The organism is Shewanella marina JCM 15074 (assembly GCF_000614975.1).
Taxonomy (GTDB): domain Bacteria; phylum Pseudomonadota; class Gammaproteobacteria; order Enterobacterales; family Shewanellaceae; genus Shewanella; species Shewanella marina.
This window is the reverse complement of the sequence record NZ_BALM01000014.1, coordinates 86,144-100,450: the sequence shown is the minus strand read 5'-3', so window position 1 is coordinate 100,450 and position 14,307 is coordinate 86,144. Positions and strand designations below refer to the sequence as shown.

Below are 14,307 nucleotides of genomic sequence, written 5' to 3'. Positions count from 1 at the left end.
ATAATCACCAGTTACCAAGTCCTTTCAGTAATTTATCTTTAAGTTTGTCTTTCGCTTTATCAAGCTCTTGATCAATCTTACCTTTAAACATTGCTTCTGTATCTAATGCATATTTAGGTTCAGAGAACGTACCAGAGATGACCAATGGAATTTTAATTCCTTTAAGATCTTCATCACCGCCCTGACCTTTAAATGAGCCAACGATTACAGTCGTTAATTTGTAATTCAAACTTTGATCAATAATATTGGCGTCACCTGCGCCATCGAGGCGAATAAGCGGTGATTGCATGGCAAGATCTGGATTATTAACCACACCTTTAGCCATATTAAAGCTACCAGTTAAACTGGTAAAATCAGTTTTCTTCTCTTCTGACTTAGCAGCTTCAAAATTACCTTTTAATTTCTCTTTTGCTTCACGGATCATCTGTGGAATATTAACGCCATATAACGAACCATCCGTTACCGCAAAATCACCTTTCGCGATTAGATTTTGCTTTAGCTTAGATGGAATTAAGCTACGGCCATTACCAGAGACATCAAATTCAACTGCACCAGATAATATGTCAATATCAGCTGCGTCTTTTAATAGCTGACGCACCTGAACACCTGATAGTTTTTCATTAAAACGATAACTAGCGACTTTATTACGGCCATCTAAACTTGCTGAAGCAACAAGCTTACCTTGGTATAAATCAGCAGTTAACGATTTCATATCTAACACGCCATTATGCAGATTTAGCTGCATTGCCCAGTTTTCGGTTTTTAACTTATCTATATTGATTGATTTAACGGTAAGGTTAAACTTGGCATTTACTGCTTTCATACCTGAAAGATCAGGCTCAACTTCAGGTGCATTGCTTGCCGTATTTTGTGGTGTTGTAGTTGCAGATTCTGTAGTTGAAGCTTTAGGCATAAACTCATTTAAATTGATATCACCTAATGCCAACTTGGCGTTAATCGAAGGTACTTTTGCACCATAATCAATATCAACATTACCATCACCAGTAATAGATCCAACGGCCAATGAAGCTAAGTTCATCGATAGCTGCTGCTTCTTTAAGTTAATAGCAATATTGGTTGTTATTGAAGTAGCCAGTTGTTGGTTAGGAATCGATGCACCAGCAACATCATTGTTTAATACAATATCCTTTAATGTCAGTAAGCCAAAATCAGCAGCTAATTTAACTTGGCCTTTACCATTACCACTAATTTTCATGTCTGGTAAGGTTGCAGTATATTGATATTGTAAATCAGCGAACTTACCTAAACTAAAACGGCCTAATGTCAGACTGTTTAAATCGAACTCTTGTTTCGTATTAGTCTGTTGGTTGATCACATTGACCTGAGCATTGGTCACCGAAATACCACCAATATCTAACTGATCTAATGCAGGCTGAGTTGAAACATCAGAACTGTTAGCTGCAGGCTCTGTTGTTGTAGGTTTTGAATCGGTTTTAGAAAGGCCTGTGAAACTCGTTTGTCCCTGCTTATCGGTTACTAAATTAACCGTCAAACCATCTAGACTGAGTTTTTCAATTTTAACTTGTTTGCTAAACAATGGCATTAAGGCAACTTCAGCCACCACATCTTTTACCATTAGCATTTGCGCAGGTTTCATACCGGCAGGGTTAGAGAAACTAACATCAGCAATATTAATTCCTAACGTAGGGAAAAAGCTCCAACTTAAATCTTTATTAATTTGTAACTCTCGTCCTGTTTGCTCTTTTACTACTTTAACAATCTCTGGTTTAAAATCATTAGGGTTAAATATTAAAGTGATATAAACAACCACACCTATAATTGTTAGCAAAACTGCAGCTAATAGCCACTTAATTATTTTCATGTTATATCCTTGTTTAAATAAACAGTATAAAAGTCATAATTTCAGAATTGGAGCTTGTGATATTGCTATACCGTTAGCATCTGCATAAATAATACTACCAGGTATAATCTTAACGCCAGCGATAGTAACAACTTGATTGATTTCACCTTGTCCAAGCTTAACTGTTTTTAATGGATGTGCACCAAGAGCCATGACCCCAAGGTCAATGGTTGCTAAAGTTCCCACATCACGAACACAGCCATTTATAATGACGCCTTGCCAACCATTGGTTTGAGCACTATCAGCAATCAGGTCTCCAAGTAACGCATGGTCCAATAATCCACCACCATCAACCACTAACACCTTGCCTTGACCACTTTGTGCCAGTGTTTGCTTCACCATAGAGTTATCTCGATGACACCTAACGGTTATCACTTCACCATAAAAAATTTGGCGACCACCAAAATGCTTGGCAGGCAAAGGAATAAAGGTGAGTTTATCTTGATGTAAGTCAAATAAATCTGGCAACAAATCAAGCATGTTAATTCCTTAGACAAAATATTGTATTAAGAGTAACTGCTCATACATCAAGTCTCAAGCAGTGCTATTTCGATTTATTTAATTATGACCTGAACTAATCTGCATATAAGCAGTCAATATTAGCGATTATTTTAGGATATATTCTGTTATCTTTTAAATTATCAAGCTATACTACGTAAGAAATCTGCCATTTTTAATGTCAGCAAAGATCCATTTCATTTTGACTTCATTTATATTAAGTCTCTCAACTGCGGTAATGACTATGAATAGTAATTTAGATCTACAGAGCGCTATCGATGCGTTGGACCTGTATGGCTATGAAAAGAAACACTCAACAGATTTAGAACAAGCCCGTAATAAACAGCAAATGGCTAAATACATTGGTTCTTTAGATTATAGCCTGCGTCGTTTACAAATTTTACAAGAAACGGTGAATGAATTAGTAGAAGAAAAGAAGTACGAATTAACCCGCCAAGAAAACATCCAAACGTTTAAAACTAAAATAATTAATATTTCACGTGAATTTAATATGTCATATGCTGACGTATTAGATGTTATGGCTGTGCTTGAACAAAAATAATTTATTGAAGGTGCCATCGCACCTCCAATAAACTTTGCTTACAATTGCATACGGCGTAATGCTACAAATTTATGCAGTTTATTACTTCGCTCCACTAATAACATGAGTAAAAGTAAACTATATATAATGGCAGCGATTGAAACCGTTTTCTCAGACCATATGTAGTGCAAAGGTACGAGTAACATAACGGCGTATATCCAATTATGGATTTTTTGCCAATAGCGCCCTATTCTTCTTTTTATACGATTTATTGATGTTATGGCTAAAACACTTAATATCAAATAAGCTGTCGCACCTACGTATATATAAGGGCGCTTTAATAGTTCATTAATAAATAGTTGTGTATCAAACAACAAATCTAAACCAAAATAACTCAAAATATGTAATGTTGCATATAAATAGCAATAAAGACCTAATGTCTTTCTTAATTGCACTAATTGTCCTAACTTAAAACGTGTCGCTATGGGTGAGATCAACATAGTCAGAATCAGTAAAATTACAGCAACTTCACCATTAAAGTGAATAATATACTGCACAGGATCACCGCCCAAAGTACCTAGCAGCAGACATGCTAAAAGCCACAACATGGGTATAACTGCACCAATGTGCAACAAATACTTCACCCACTTAAACTGCTTTGCACTCAATCGCATTAAAAGTTCCTCGTAAGATCGATATTCTGATAAAGATCTGCCACCCACTCCCCATAACCATTAAACATTTGAGTTGGGATCCGCTTAGTTGAAAATAGTCCTCCAGGACCAATTCGACGCTCACTTGCCTGCGACCAACGAGGATGATCAACTTGCGGATTTACATTGGCATAAAAACCGTACTCATGCGGCGCTAATTGATTCCAACTTGTTGGCGGTTGCTTATCAACAAGACGAATATGTGCGATCGACTTAATACTTTTAAAGCCATACTTCCAAGGCACAACTAATCTAATTGGGGCGCCATTTTGACCGAGTAATTTATTACCATACAAACCAACAGCCATAAAAGTTAGGGGATTCATCGCCTCTTCAATCGTTAGGCCTTCCACATAAGGGTAATGAATCCCTCCACCCAATAATTTATTTTTTTGGCCGGGAAAAATTTCAGGATCATAGCGAGTTTCAAATGCAACATATTTGGCTTTATTATTTACGCCAACATAACTCAGTAAAGTTGCTAAGCTAAAGCCATCCCATGGAATCACCATCGACCATGCTTCTACGCAACGTAGTCGATAATTACGTTGCTCAAGGGCGAATATTTTATATAGATCGTCATAGCCAAGTGTTATAGGTTTATCCACTAGACCAGAAACGGTCAGCGTCCAAGGATCACCATTAAAGTTTTTAGCATTTTCACTGGGATCTGTTTTAGCCGTACCAAACTCATAAAAATTATTATGTGTCGTCACTTTAGCTAACGGAGTTAAGACGTCCTTGCCATTAAATTGAGTATTAATTGAAGTGTTCAAATTAGCCACGACAGGCACTTTCTCATCATCAAATAAATCAAATATTCCAGCTTGAACCGCACCGGGTAAACTCGTACTAACCGCAGTAAGGCCTAATAAAGAGAGTATATTACGACGCTGTTTAAATACAGCTTCCGAGGTCAATTGCTTATCCGCTTCATTCCAAGACTGAGGAATAACGACTTGTTTACTTTTTTTATTCATTTAACCATCCCCACTCAATCTTAATACCCAACAACTAACAAATCGTGACACTTCATGGCTTAATTTTTAGCAAAAAATAGCTAAATTAAACAGCTTTATCATTGGCATACATATAAGACAGGCTAAGCTCATAATTTATTACAAAATATTGCAAATTGAATAAGGAATAATCAGTTAAATAAGAATACCTTGCTCGGTTTGGCTGCGCATGAGAATCTTAGTTATTACTCCATTATGACTGTTAAATATGCCTCACGAACTTACTTTTTCTGTCGCCCATTTCGTTGTTGTGTGTGCTGTTGGTTTCCTTTGCCTACTGATAGGTGCTTTGCTCAATCAAAAATTAACTAAGCAACGCTGGCAACATATTCATGACCACCTGAGTAATGAATATGATGCGCGTATCCAAATGTTACAAGCCCAATTAGAAGATCGTGATGAACAGCTAGGGCAAAGCCACGAGAAAGTGGAATTTTATGTCAACCAAATGGGTAAATTCCAAGCAGAAGCTGAACGGGTAAAATACCTACTCCAGCAAGTCGAAATATTACAAGCACAGCATGCTGAAGATGCAGCCAGCTTAGCAACCTTGCGCGAACAATATGTCACACTCGAACTAAAACGTTAACTGAACAAACCGCCTTACAAGATAAAATCACGCTTTTAGAATCAACAGAAAGTCGCTTAAATCAGCAGTTTGAAAACCTCGCCAATAAGATTTTTGATGACAGAAGTAGCAAACTTAATCAACAAAATAACCAACAAATTTCAGGTATTCTTGCCCCACTTCAACAACAACTAGATGGTTTTAGAAAACAGATTGCAGAAACATATCGTCATGAACAAGATGAACGTGGCGCGTTGAAACATCAACTCAGTCAATTAAATGCACTCAATATACAGATGAGCCAAGATGCGATTAACCTGACTAAAGCCCTTAAAGGTGACAATAAACAGGCAGGCAATTGGGGTGAGGTTATTTTAGACCGCGTACTACAAGAAAGTGGCTTACGTGAAGGCCATGAATATGACACCCAAACTGATTTGAAGAATGACCAAGGTCAACGCTTTAAACCTGATGTCATCGTACATTTACCTGATAATAAAGATGTGGTCATTGATGCAAAATTGTCGCTCGTCGCTTATGAGCGCTATTTTAATAGCGAAGATGAATTAATTCAGGCTCAAGCAGTCAAACAACACATACAATCGTTAAAACAACATATTAAAGGCTTGAGCCAAAAAGATTATCAGCGCTTACATGGCATCACTAGCCTAGACTATATATTAATGTTTATCCCAATTGAGCCTGCATTTATGCTCGCAGTTGAACATGAGCCAAGCTTAATTGATTATGCACTTGAACATAATATTATGCTGGTAAGCCCGACTAACCTGCTGGTTGCACTCAGAACCATTAACAATATTTGGCGTTATGAATATCAACACCAGAATGCACAGGTTATCGCCAAACATGCTAGCAAGATATATGACAAACTGTGTGGTTATCTTGAGGATATGGATAAGCTTGGTCGGGCCATTGAAAATGCCGAACGCAGCTATAATAATGCAATGAACAAATTAACATCTGGTAAAGGTAACCTGATTCGACAGGCTCACCAAATGCAGCAACTAGGTGTCGAAACAAGTAAAAAGATAGATAAACAACTAATCTCTCAAGCCCTATCTGAGCATGATACTGAATAACAACAGTATTAGTTAATCACAAGAGTCAGGGACGACTAATGAAGTATTGTAACCATTCTATGATGAATAAATTAACTTTTGCACTAATTGGCACCTTAATTTCTGGCCCAGCATTAGCGCTAACAACACAACAGCAGAATTACTTAGATGCGCGCCAAGCACTTAAAGATAATGATCTTAAGGTCTACCAACAGTTAAGACCTAAACTAGATCATTACCCTTTAACTGTGTATCTAGACTACCATGCGAATAAAGATGCCATCCTTGCTATGTCAGGCACACAAGCAAAAAAGGCCATGTTAGCTTATAAGGGGACTCCCCTTTATCAAAGTGCTCGTCATCAATATTTGAGTTACACAGGTAAAAATAAGCAGTGGCAAGATTTTCTAGCCAATACCCCTAAAGCGCCTAAAAGCCCTGCACTACAGTGCTACTACTATCGAGCTAAACTTGCTCAAGGTTACAAAGTTGCGGCCTATAAAGGTGCTGATTTACTTTGGAACTATGGTAAATCAAGACCTAAAGCCTGTGACCCACTATTTAAAGCATGGCAAGATGCAGGCCAAATGACCCAATCTAAAATTTGGTCACGTACATGGTTAGCTTTTAGCCGTAATCAATTTGGCTTAGTCAAATACCTGACTAAACAGCTAAAAGAGCAATCTAAACAAGGACAATTGGTCCTTGATGTTTATCGTAACCCCAGCCTGCTATCTGACATCAAAAAATTTGATGGCAAATCTAGTTTTTACTCAAAATTAGTCCAGCACGGTTTGATACGCCTCAGTAAAAAAGAGTTAAACCAAGCAATCAAATTATTTGCCAAATATCAGGCTGCAGATAGATTTAGTGATCAACAAGGGCGTGAAATTAACCATTATCTTGTCAGAAGAGCACTTATCAAACGAGAACAAGGGTTAACCTCCTATATCGATAAGATGTTACCTATATTAAAAGATGACCAGCTTTATGAATTACGTATCCGCTGGGCACTTGCTGAGAATGATAAACAAACAATTAATCACTATTTAACCTTGTTGAGTCCAGAAGCTGCAGAGGATCCTCGTTGGCAATATTGGTTAGCAGAATCATTATTAACATCTGCCCCTAAACGCGCTGATGCTATCTTACTCAATCTAAGTAAAGAGCGTAATTTTTATGGCTTTGCCGCAGCAGAAGCAATGAATGTCGCCCCCAATTTAAAACATAAAGCGACACCACTAACAGCTGAAGATGTAAAATACCTCAAAAAAGATCCTGGTTTAGCGCGAGTACAGCAACTAATCGAACTGGATAAACTGATCGATGCTCGTGCAGAGTGGCATATGCTGTTAGGGCGACATGATAAAAATATCAGAGCGCAATATGGCGCTTATGCGTTATCAAAAGATTGGTTTGATCTTGCTGTGGCAGCAAGTATTAAAGCCAAATTGTGGAATGACATGAATATGCGCTTTCCCTACCCTGCGACAACCGATTTACAAGCAGCAAGCCAGCATTACAATGTTAATATTAATGAAATAAGAGCCATTGCGAGGCGTGAAAGTGCCTTTTATCCATATGCTCGTTCAGGTGTAGGTGCAAGAGGCTTAATGCAGATTATGCCAGCCACCGCGAAGCACACCGCAAAAATTGCTAAAATACCATACAAACACCGCAAGCAACTTTATGACCCGCAAGTTAATATTGAGCTAGGCAGTGCCTATTATTCTATGTTAATGAAGCAGTTTGACCAAAATCGAATTTTAGCTACTGCAGCCTATAATGCAGGTCCTCATAGGGTAAAACGCTGGTTAGACAAATCAGATCAACAATTGGACTATATGGCGTTTATTGAGACCATTCCATTTACAGAAACGAGAGAATACGTGCAAGCAGTATTCAGCTATCGATTAATCTATGAAATTAAGCAGAAACAACAACCAGAGCTGTTTAATAAACAAGAATTAACATTTAAATATTAAGTTTAGCTGCCCAAACATGGGCAGTTAGTTTTACCCGCATGGATGCAGTATAAAATAGCCTAATCACAGCACCAGATTAGGCTTCGTAATAATAGGTTACTAATGAGTCTTTTAGCAGAACTACAACTAAGCTGTGAATATCAACCATTAATTGATGCTCAGCACTTTACTATCTTTGGTTATGAAGCCCTAAGCAGATTTAAACAATGCTCAACGCCAATCTCAACCAGTGAATTATTTAAGGTCTTACACGACCAGCCAGCACAGTTACAACAGCTTGAATATTGCACTAAACAATTTCAAATAAATCATGCACCCAAAGAACAACGATTGTTCGTTAATATTGATCCACATGCGATTCCAACCGAACATTTAACAGTTTGGGCAGATTTATTGCAAAGTCATCCTAAGCTAACCATAGAGATCATTGAAAACGATTCCAGCGAAGATGCTACGCTAGCGATTGAACTAGTAAAGTACTTTAGCCCATTAGGCATTGATATCGCGCTAGATGATGTTGGCGCACCAGACTCAATGTTATCAACACTGTTACTGACACAGGTTAATTTACTTAAGTTTGATCGACATTGGCTGAGCTTATCAAATGATCTTCATTCGATGAATTTACTACGCCATTTAATCCAATTTGCCCATGCAACAGGCAAAAAAACCGTATTAGAGGGAATTGAGACTCAAGCACATTTATTGCTCGCTCAATCAATGGGAATCGACTTAGTGCAAGGATTTCTATTTAAACCCCAATTTATTCATGCCTCAGAATACCAAGCATTTAAACAAGTCAATTTTGATGCGCTTAATACTTGTTGCGGGTGTTATATCTAATCAATTTATAGGCTGTTAACTTGATGGGTTAACAGCCGCCCCGCTATCATACCGTCATGCTTATTCAGACCGAGTATATAGCTCATCATCTTCATAAATATCTATAGATTTGAGATACAAAAAAAATCGTCTAATGTCGAGGCTTTCTTATCATATAAGAATATATGGTACCCGAGGCCAGACTTGTGTCTTGTCATACCGACACGCTTATTCAGATATAATCATAATTTTCGGATACAATAAAGCCCCAACTAATGTCGAGGCTTTCTCATCATATAAGAATATATGGTACCCGAGGCCAGACTTGTGTCTTGTCATACCGACACGCTTATTCAGATATAACCTTAATTTTCGGATACAAAAAAGCCCCAACTAATGTTGAGGCTTTCTTATCATATAAATATATATGGTACCCGAGGCCAGACTTGAACTGGCACGCTTATTCAGCGAGGGATTTTAAATCCCTTGTGTCTACCGATTCCACCACTCGGGCAAATGAGTGCGTTTCACTGAAAAAATCAATCAAACTAAATGTGGAGCGACATATCGGGTTCGAACCGATGACCTATACCTTGGCAAGGTATCGCTCTACCAACTGAGCTAATGTCGCATATCTTTGTTACTTGCAAAGTCACTCGTTGCATATATAAAGGTATCGTCTATTCAACCTTTCAACTGAGCTAATGTCGCATATCTTTGTTACTTGCGAAGTTCTCGTTGTATAAATAAAGGTATCGTCTATTCAACCTTCCAACTGAGCTAATGTCGCATTTTTTGTTTCAATATCACTACCATTTTAATAAATGGTACCCGAGGCCAGACTTGAACTGGCACGCTTATTCAGCGAGGGATTTTAAATCCCTTGTGTCTACCGATTCCACCACTCGGGCATAGTGTGCTTAACGTATTGTTAAACATATAGTGGAGGCGCGACCCGGAGTCGAACCGAGATCGGCGGATTTGCAATCCGCAGCATAGCCATTCTGCCATCGCGCCACTTTGTTGCTTAATCTCACTTAAAGAGAGATTGGAGCGACATATCGGGTTCGAACCGATGACCTATACCTTGGCAAGGTATCGCTCTACCAACTGAGCTAATGTCGCATATTGTGTTGCCTATTTTGTTGTATTTGATACAACTTAACTTCACTACCATTTTAAGAAATGGTACCCGAGGCCAGACTTGAACTGGCACGCTTATTCAGCGAGGGATTTTAAATCCCTTGTGTCTACCGATTCCACCACTCGGGCATAGTGTGCTTAACTATTGTTAAACATATAGTGGAGGCGCGACCCGGAGTCGAACCGAGATCGGCGGATTTGCAATCCGCAGCATAGCCATTCTGCCATCGCGCCACTTTGTTGCTATTCCACTTAAACTTCTAAGTGAAATTGGAGCGACATATCGGGTTCGAACCGATGACCTATACCTTGGCAAGGTATCGCTCTACCAACTGAGCTAATGTCGCCTTCTTCTTAAGATTTACTACAAGTTTGAATCCTATTGCTAGAACTCATTCATCAAAACTTATTACTCATAAGAGCGACTTCGTCCTGACTACGAGACGCATTCTACCGATTTGCTTGTTGGAGTCAATCAAGTTTTTCGTAAAATAACGTTATTCGCGATCAACCGACCGTTTTTAAAACAATTTCTTTAATATTGCTGACGAAATAGCCTAAGTCACAGATTATAAAACAATTTATTGTTTGAAATATAGGCATCGAAAACTCATCAACATTTCTTATATACTCAAACTATTTGAAGTTACAAAATTAACCAGCTTTAGATAAGATATCGGTTGCCGTTAGTTAATAGTGATTCCCCTACCAATATTAATACGCAATATAAAGCACGTTAAAACCTATCAAAGAAAACCTTAAACAAGTTCAAACCGTTTTTGAGCTAACTTAAAGTGCTTTTGAAAATAGCAACTTCAAATTGTTTGGGTATCTGCACAACAAAAACGCCCCTTCTAATGAAGAGGCGTTAATTTAATCAATCATCACCGTTTAGCTAACAGGCAAGCTTAAATAGTTAAGGCCTAGCATCTTTTGCATTACGCCAACAACCTGACAGCTATAACCAAACTCATTGTCATACCACACATATAAAATAGCGCGGTTACCATCAGCAATCGTAGCTTGTGAATCTAAGATACCCGCAAAACGAGAACCTACTAAATCACTCGATACCATTTCAGTTGATTCACTAAAATCAATTTGATTTTGTAACTCTGAATGTAATGAAATAAAACGAAGATGCTCGTTAATATCATCCTTAGAGGTTTCAGCTTTAAGGTTAAGGCTAATAATCGCCATTGATACGTTTGGTGTAGGAACACGAATCGCATTACCTGTTAATTTACCCGCAAGTACTGGTAATGCTTTAGCTACTGCTTTAGCTGCACCGGTTTCAGTAATAACCATGTTTAACGGTGCACTACGACCACGGCGATCGGCTTTATGATAGTTATCAATTAAGTTCTGATCATTGGTGTATGAATGAATGGTTTCAACATGACCATTCTCAATACCATATTTATCATTGACCGCTTTTAACACAGGTGTAATTGCATTAGTCGTACAGCTCGCTGCAGAAACAATCATATCAGTTGCTAAAATATCATCTTCGTTAACGCCGTAAACGATGTTTTTAATCTCACCTTTAGCTGGTGCAGTTAACAATACTTTTGCAGCACCTGGACATGCTAGATGTTGGCCAAGACCAGCTTCATCTTTCCAAATACCCGTGTTATCAACAACTAATGCGTTGTTGATACCATACTTGGTGTAATCAACTTCAGCAGGTGAGTTAGCGTAAATGACTTGAATATAAGTACCATTTGCAATAATGGCATTATTCTCTTCATCAATAGACACAGAACCATTGAACGGGCCGTGCACAGAATCACGACGTAATAAACTAGCGCGCTTCTCTAAATCGCCTGGGCGACCACCACGTAAAACAATGGCTTTTAAGCGAAGCTTATTACTCTGGCCAGTCTTTTCAATCAATAAACGAGCAAGTAGACGACCGATACGACCAAAGCCGTACAATACAACATCTCTTGGTTCAATCTCATCAGCACGGTCTATAGCACTTGCTAACTCTTGTGCCATATAAGCTTCAATTGAATCAGCATTATCATGTTCAGCCCAGTATTTTACTGCAAGCTTGCCGATATCAACGCGGCACTGCTTAACGTTTAGATTACTCAGTGCTTTAATAAATGGGAAACTTTCACGTAAACGTAATTTCTCACCCACGTGACGACGTACGATACGATGCGCTTTAATAATATCGATAGTCGGCGTATTAATTAACGGACGACCATAAACTAATACCTCAACTCCTTGATTACGGTATAGCTTACCTAATAATGGCTGCATCGCTTCAGCCATTTCAAAACGTTCTTGCCAACTTCGTAGGTGTTTATCAGCGCTCATGTACAAATCCTTTATTCCACTTTTACATTTGATAAAAGGGTTTATGTCGAAATATGGAGGTGTTATTCGCTAAACATTAACGAGTCACCTTTCTTAGTCGGCGCTATTGTAATGAATCGCAGGCAGGGTTTCCAGTAACAAAATTTCGCTAACCATGTAATTTTATTATAAAAAATAGATGATTTTGGTTATAGTTTTCTGCGGTTTTGTAATTATTACATCATTTGCTGTTATATGAGCCGATTTCAAATCGTTAATCATTGATTCTCAAGAAATGACTAAAACTTTTGTAAGAATAATCCTTAAAAATATTTTAATTTTTATCACAACTCGCGATATACCATGTTTATGCTATACCTAGCCATGTAATTACGCTTATTTCATAAGCTCGGCAAAAAACCTGCCATGTTGTAAATTAATGACACAAAATTTCACAATAAAATTGTAAAAGGCGATCTACCTAACTAATTTGGGCTAATTCAAGCCAAATTCACACATTTTTGATAGATATAGCTTGACGATAGATGTCAATTTGGTAATTTTACTACCAGAAGATTTAATTATCATTGAGGGATAAGAAATGACTATCCGTGTTGCAATTAACGGCTATGGCCGTATCGGCCGTAACATTCTTCGTGCGCTTTATGAAAGCGAAAAGAATTACCCAATCGAAATCGTTGCGATTAACGATTTAGGTGACTCTTCAATTAATGCCCACCTAACCAAATACGATACAGTTCACGGCCGCTTTAACGCTAAAGTTGAAAACGACAACGAAGCAATTTATGTAAACGGCGACAAAATTCTAACCTTCCAAGAGCGTAACCCAGCTAACTTGCCTTGGGCAGAGTTAAATGTTGATGTGGTTTACGAATGTACTGGTATCTTCACTTCTAAAGAAGCTGTACAGCCGCATTTAGATGCTGGCGCTAAGAAAGTTATTATTTCTGCACCAGGTAAAAATGTAGATGCAACAGTAGTTTACGGTGTTAACAACGACATCTTAACCGCTGATATGACAGTGATCTCAAACGCTTCTTGTACTACTAACTGTTTAGCGCCTTTTGCTAAGCCGTTAAATGACAAGTTAGGCATTGAGTCTGGTTTAATGACCACTATTCACTCATACACTAACGATCAACGTCTATCTGATGTTTACCACACAGATTTACACCGTGCTCGTGCAGCAGCACTTAACATGATCCCGACTAAGACTGGTGCAGCTGCTGCTGTAGGTCTAGTTGTTCCAGAACTTCAAGGTAAGTTTGACGGTCTAGCGGTTCGTGTTCCTACTGCAAACGTATCATTAGTTGACTTATCGTTTATCGCATCACGTGATACTACAATCGAAGAAGTTAACCAAATTATTGAAGAAGCAGCTAAATTAGCACCAATGAGCGAAGTACTTCATGTTAACCATGAACCTTTAGTTTCTATGGACTTCAACCATAACGCATTCTCTTCAAACTTTGATGCAACTCAAACTCGCGTAAGCGGCCGTTTGGTTAAAGTGATGTCTTGGTATGATAACGAATGGGGCTTCAGCAACCGTATGCTAGACAATACCGTTGCCCTAATGAACGCTAAGTAATCGACTCGATTATCTATTTGAAAGCCTGCAGCGATGCGGGCTTTTTTGTGTTTATTCATTTGCCTCTGCTCACCGTTTCTGCAAACAATCACATATTACAATGTTAACGTCGTAAATCCCCTCTTCAATATTGCTACC

Annotated in this window: 9 protein-coding genes, 8 tRNA genes and 1 pseudogene; 5 read left to right on the top strand and 13 right to left on the bottom strand. The window is 38.3% G+C overall.

Going from position 1 to position 14,307, the window contains the following annotated elements; all coding sequences use genetic code 11:
* Window positions 1–4: 4 nt before the first annotated feature.
* Both JCM15074_RS12145 and JCM15074_RS12140 read right to left on the bottom strand, forming a co-directional pair.
* Window positions 5–1,843 (bottom strand): AsmA family protein, encoded by a 1,839-nt coding sequence (locus JCM15074_RS12145; protein ID WP_025821445.1) that lies wholly within the window; start codon window positions 1,841–1,843, stop codon window positions 5–7.
* Between the two features lie 33 nt (window positions 1,844–1,876).
* Window positions 1,877–2,362: a putative 4-hydroxy-4-methyl-2-oxoglutarate aldolase gene (locus tag JCM15074_RS12140; protein WP_025821444.1), complete on the bottom strand. Its 486-nt coding sequence runs from the start codon at window positions 2,360–2,362 to the stop codon at window positions 1,877–1,879.
* Between the two features lie 262 nt (window positions 2,363–2,624).
* On the opposite strand from JCM15074_RS12140, the gene JCM15074_RS12135 reads away from it, so the two are divergent.
* A complete protein-coding gene (locus JCM15074_RS12135; RefSeq protein WP_025821443.1) occupies window positions 2,625–2,942 on the top strand; it encodes a hypothetical protein in 318 nt (105 codons plus the stop codon).
* A gap of 38 nt (window positions 2,943–2,980) precedes the next feature.
* Here the strand turns inward: JCM15074_RS12135 and msrQ are convergent, their stop codons facing one another.
* Both msrQ and msrP read right to left on the bottom strand, forming a co-directional pair.
* Window positions 2,981–3,595 carry a protein-methionine-sulfoxide reductase heme-binding subunit MsrQ gene (gene msrQ / locus JCM15074_RS12130; protein ID WP_025821442.1) on the bottom strand — a complete coding sequence of 205 codons (615 nt, stop codon included), beginning with the start codon at window positions 3,593–3,595 and terminating at the stop codon, window positions 2,981–2,983.
* On the bottom strand, window positions 3,595–4,614 hold the full coding sequence (gene msrP, locus JCM15074_RS12125) for a protein-methionine-sulfoxide reductase catalytic subunit MsrP (protein WP_025821441.1): 1,020 nt from the start codon (window positions 4,612–4,614) through the stop codon (window positions 3,595–3,597). Before msrP ends, msrQ begins: the two co-directional genes overlap by 1 nt.
* A 247-nt stretch (window positions 4,615–4,861) precedes the next feature.
* Between msrP and rmuC the strand changes: the two are divergent.
* The 3 genes and pseudogenes from rmuC to JCM15074_RS12110 all read left to right on the top strand — a co-directional run bounded on the left by rmuC (window position 4,862) and on the right by JCM15074_RS12110 (window position 9,128).
* Window positions 4,862–6,321 (top strand): annotated as a pseudogene (gene rmuC / locus JCM15074_RS22000) (DNA recombination protein RmuC).
* A gap of 38 nt (window positions 6,322–6,359) precedes the next feature.
* Window positions 6,360–8,285: a transglycosylase SLT domain-containing protein gene (locus JCM15074_RS12115; protein WP_234400217.1), complete on the top strand. Its 1,926-nt coding sequence runs from the start codon at window positions 6,360–6,362 to the stop codon at window positions 8,283–8,285.
* A 102-nt stretch (window positions 8,286–8,387) separates the two neighbouring features.
* Window positions 8,388–9,128 carry an EAL domain-containing protein gene (locus JCM15074_RS12110; protein ID WP_025821439.1) on the top strand — a complete coding sequence of 247 codons (741 nt, stop codon included), beginning with the start codon at window positions 8,388–8,390 and terminating at the stop codon, window positions 9,126–9,128.
* 407 nt (window positions 9,129–9,535) lie between these two features.
* Here JCM15074_RS12110 and JCM15074_RS12105 read toward each other — a convergent pair.
* The 9 genes from JCM15074_RS12105 to JCM15074_RS12065 form a co-directional block, all read right to left on the bottom strand.
* Window positions 9,536–9,621 (bottom strand) — tRNA-Leu (locus JCM15074_RS12105).
* Between the two features lie 41 nt (window positions 9,622–9,662).
* A tRNA-Gly gene (locus JCM15074_RS12100) sits at window positions 9,663–9,738 on the bottom strand.
* Window positions 9,739–9,932: 194 nt separating this feature from the next.
* Window positions 9,933–10,018, bottom strand: a tRNA-Leu gene (locus JCM15074_RS12095).
* Window positions 10,019–10,050: 32 nt separating this feature from the next.
* Window positions 10,051–10,124, bottom strand: a tRNA-Cys gene (locus tag JCM15074_RS12090).
* Window positions 10,125–10,156: 32 nt separating this feature from the next.
* Window positions 10,157–10,232, bottom strand: a tRNA-Gly gene (locus JCM15074_RS12085).
* A 61-nt stretch (window positions 10,233–10,293) separates the two neighbouring features.
* Window positions 10,294–10,379, bottom strand: a tRNA-Leu gene (locus JCM15074_RS12080).
* A 31-nt stretch (window positions 10,380–10,410) separates the two neighbouring features.
* Window positions 10,411–10,484: transfer RNA gene (locus JCM15074_RS12075), tRNA-Cys, on the bottom strand.
* Between the two features lie 37 nt (window positions 10,485–10,521).
* Window positions 10,522–10,597 (bottom strand) — tRNA-Gly (locus tag JCM15074_RS12070).
* A 544-nt stretch (window positions 10,598–11,141) separates the two neighbouring features.
* The gene (locus JCM15074_RS12065; protein WP_025821438.1) at window positions 11,142–12,578 is read right to left on the bottom strand and encodes a glyceraldehyde-3-phosphate dehydrogenase; all 1,437 of its coding nucleotides are present in this window, start codon (window positions 12,576–12,578) and stop codon (window positions 11,142–11,144) included.
* Window positions 12,579–13,158: 580 nt separating this feature from the next.
* Between JCM15074_RS12065 and gap the strand changes: the two genes are divergently transcribed.
* The gene (gap, locus tag JCM15074_RS12060; RefSeq protein WP_025821437.1) at window positions 13,159–14,169 is read left to right on the top strand and encodes a type I glyceraldehyde-3-phosphate dehydrogenase; all 1,011 of its coding nucleotides are present in this window, start codon (window positions 13,159–13,161) and stop codon (window positions 14,167–14,169) included.
* The last annotated feature ends 138 nt before the right edge of the window (window positions 14,170–14,307 follow it).